The 3,523-nt window shown below is 62.4% G+C and carries 3 protein-coding genes; 2 read left to right on the forward strand and 1 reads right to left on the reverse strand.

The features are described from left to right. Positions 1-180: 180 nt before the first annotated feature. The gene (locus tag EOD07_RS27055) at positions 181-1,170 is read right to left on the reverse strand and encodes a sugar-binding protein (RefSeq protein ID WP_127237579.1); all 990 of its coding nucleotides are present in this window, start codon (positions 1,168-1,170) and stop codon (positions 181-183) included. Positions 1,171-1,621: 451 nt separating this feature from the next. On the opposite strand from EOD07_RS27055, the gene EOD07_RS27060 reads away from it, so the two are divergent. Further along, on the forward strand, positions 1,622-2,365 hold the full coding sequence (locus EOD07_RS27060) for an ATP-binding cassette domain-containing protein (protein ID WP_040984113.1): 744 nt from the start codon (positions 1,622-1,624) through the stop codon (positions 2,363-2,365). 42 nt (positions 2,366-2,407) lie between these two features. Then, the gene (locus tag EOD07_RS27065) at positions 2,408-3,406 is read left to right on the forward strand and encodes an ABC transporter permease (protein WP_040984111.1); all 999 of its coding nucleotides are present in this window, start codon (positions 2,408-2,410) and stop codon (positions 3,404-3,406) included. The last annotated feature ends 117 nt before the right edge of the window (positions 3,407-3,523 follow it).

Consider the following 3,523-nt stretch of genomic DNA (forward strand, 5'->3'; position numbering starts at 1 on the left):
GTATGTGCCGATGCTCGCCACCCATATCGGCAAGCTCAACGGCGTCGACCTGGTGCCTTCGAAGGATGGTGTGAAGCAGAAGATTTAGGAACCCTGCCCTCGGCCAGCCGCGAAGGCGAGCGCTGGAAAAATCAGGGGCGCCTCGTGGCGCCCCTTCCTTTTGACGGCTCAGGATGCAGCCTACTTCTGGATGCAGGTGTCGGCCGTTTCCTTGGTGCATTCGTCGAGGCCGGTGAAGACCGGATCGTCGACCTTCTTGTTGGCGATCAGGTCGAGCATCACCGACGGCGCCTTGTAGCCCATCTCGAACGGCCGCTGGCCGACCAGCGCGGTCACCAGGCCTTCCTTGGCGATCGCCACCTCGTCGCCGATCGTGTCGGCGGCGCCGATGACGAACTCGTTCTTGGCGATCTTGTCGGCCATCGGCTTGAACAGGTCGCGATAGGGTTGCGGGGCGCCGAACAGCGGCCAGCCGCCCATGATGCCGAAGGCGTCGAGCTTCGGATTGGCGGCGAGGATGTCGGTCATCGCCTGCACGCCCTTGGCGCCGTCGTCATTGGTGAACACCGGGCAACCGGCGACTTCGGTCCAGCCGCCTTCTCCGGCAAGCGCCGCGAGGCCTTCCTTGCCCGACAGCGCATCGCGCATGCCTTGCGCGCGGCGCAGGATGTTGTCGGCCGCCGGATTGCCTTCGATGGTGCAGATCGTGCCGCCATTCGGCTTGGCCTTCTTGATGTATTCGCCGATCTTCTTGCCCATCAGGTAGTTGTCGGTGCCGAGATAGGTCTTGCGAAGGGCGGCGTCTTCCTTGGCGAGGTCGGCGTCGACCGTCATGATCGGGATCGACGGATTGGCGCTCTTGATCGTCTGCGCGATCAAAGGCGCGTTCGACGGCGAGATCGCCATCGCCGCCGTATCGGGCTTGCTCAGCATGTCCTGCACGATCTGCGCTTCGCCGGCTTCGTCCGAGGTCGATGCCGGACCAGTGTAGAAGCATTCATATTCCGAGCTGGCGTTTTCCTTGTTCCACTTCTCGCAACCCTGGTGGATGGCTTCGAAGAATGGATTATCGAGACCTTTCACGACGATAACGAGCTGTTTCTTGGCCAAAGCCGGCCCGGCGCCCAACGCCATGGCGGCGACGGCGGCAAGCAAAAGTGTTTTCCTCATATCAGTCCTCCCTTGAAACAGACGGACACCGCGTGCCCGCCACACCGATCAGCCCGGATGCACAAGACCCATGACGAGCATCTCGTGATGTTCGCGTCCTGCGCCGGGCTGATAAGCATTTGCCGATCCGTTTGCCCCAATACTGGCGCAGCCGGATCCTTGACCTTCAAACCATTTGCCCGCCTCCGCCTGATAGACGGACGATGGGCAAAGTCTTCCTCCGAGACTTAGCTAATATCGGCTTTTCGCCAGCGTCAATTCATATTTGTCCTACAAAACCGATTTTTCGTCGAGTCTCGAAATTAATCGTCCGACAATTGATTGACGCCCCAGTCCGCTTTTGCCTAAATGCGTCAACGCGCCGTTCGGGAGGAGATGGACGGAGCAAAGACGCAAGAGGCGCCGGCCAGGCCGGCGACAACTGCGCAACAAATGGGGAGGCTTAAGGCTGGTGCCGGTTCTCGAACTCGCCAACATCTCGAAGCATTTCGGCGCCATCCAGGCGGTCAACGACGTCTCGTTCTCGCTGGAGGCGGGCGAGGTCGTCGGCCTGATGGGCGACAACGGCGCCGGCAAATCGACGCTGGTGAAGATGATCGCCGGCAATTTCCGCCCGAGCCACGGCACCATTCATCTGGACGGCAAGGAGCTTGTCATGCACAAGCCAGCCGATGCGCGCCAGCACGGCATCGAAATCGTCCACCAGGACCTCGCGCTCTGCAACAACCTGACGGCCGCGGCCAACGTGTATCTCGGCCGTGAGCTGCGCAAGGGCGTGGGACCATTCCGCATCCTCGACTATGGCGCCATGTATAAGCGCGCCGGCCAGCTCTTCGCCGAGCTGAAGTCCGAGACGCGGCCGCGCGACCTCGTCAAGCAGATGTCGGGCGGCCAGCGCCAGGCGGTGGCGATTGCCCGCACCATGCTGTCGCAGGCCAAGATCGTGCTGATGGATGAGCCGACAGCGGCGATCTCGGTCAGGCAGGTGGCCGAGGTGCTCAATCTCATCCGCCATCTGCGCGATCAGGGCATCGCCGTGGTGCTGATCAGCCACCGCATGCCCGACGTGTTCGACGTCGCCGACCGCGTTATCGTCATGCGGCGCGGCCGCAAAGTGGCCGACAAGAAGATCGCCTCGAGTTCGCCCGAGGAAGTCACCGGGCTGATCACCGGCGCCATCGAACAGGTTGCGTAGTCGCGTGGATCGAACCGTCCAGCGCCTTAGGAAAGGTCGATAATGGCAGTCACCCTTGACCAGACGATCGCGCAGAAGCAGCACACTTTCCTGTCGCGGCTCTTTGCCAACCAGACCTTCTGGGTGGTGATCGCAGTCATCCTCGCCTGCCTCTTCCTGTCCGTCGCCACCGATTCCTTCGCCACGTCGAAGAACCTCTTCAACATCACCCGCAACGTCACCTTCACCGCCATCGTGGCGCTCGGCATGACCTTCGTCATCATCACCGGTGGCATCGATCTGTCGGTCGGCTCGGTGCTCTGCCTTTCCTCGATGGTGCTGGCCGTCACCATGCATGCCGGCTATTCGATCGAAGTGGGCATCCTGGCCTCGATCGCCACCGCGCTGGTCGTCGGCGCCTTCAACGGCGTGCTCATCGCCTATCTCGGTTTTCCGCCATTCGTGGTCACGCTCGGCATGCTCTCCGTGGCGCGCAGCCTTGCCATGGTCGCTTCGAACAACACCGTGGTCTTCCAGTTCGGGCCTGATCACCAGAAACTCCTGGCGCTGGGCGGCGGCGCGTGGGTCTTCGGCATTGCCAATCCGGTGCTCTACATGATCATCCTGGCGCTGATCACCGGCTTCATCCTGCGCTGGACCAAGTTCGGCCGACACATCTTCGCCATCGGCGGCAACGAGCACGCGGCGACGCTGACTGGCGTTCCCGTCAAGCAGATTAAGGTCGCCGTCTACATGATCTCGGCGCTGTCGGCAGGACTTGCCGGCATCATCCAGACCGGATGGCTCGGCGCCGTCACCACCAATCTCGGCAACGGCATGGAGCTGCAGGTCATCGCCGCCACCGTCATCGGCGGCGCCAATCTCGCCGGCGGCGTCGGCACCGCGCTCGGCGCCATCGTCGGCGCCGCGCTCATCGAGGTGATCCGCAACAGCCTCGGCCTGCTTGGCATCAACGCCTTCTGGCAGGGCACCTTCATCGGCGGCGCGATCATCCTGGCGGTACTGTTCGACCGCATTCGCAATTTCCGCCGCAGCGACTAGCTTTCCCCTTCTCCCCTTGTTGTGGGAGAAGCCCCTATCGCTCAGTCTGAAAATCCATTGTCGGCGTCGGGAGCGCAGCTTCCACGGCATTCTGCCTGCCTTGACGCGGCCGTACCC

This window comes from Mesorhizobium sp. M2C.T.Ca.TU.002.02.1.1 (genome assembly GCF_003997225.1).

Excerpts from the sequence above, each read along its gene's own strand:
- EOD07_RS27055 (WP_127237579.1), bottom strand. The coding sequence starts at position 1,170 with ATGAGGAAAACACTTTTGCTTGCCGCCGTCGCCGCCATGGCGTTGGGC.
- EOD07_RS27065 (WP_040984111.1), top strand. The coding sequence starts at position 2,408 with ATGGCAGTCACCCTTGACCAGACGATCGCGCAGAAGCAGCACACTTTC.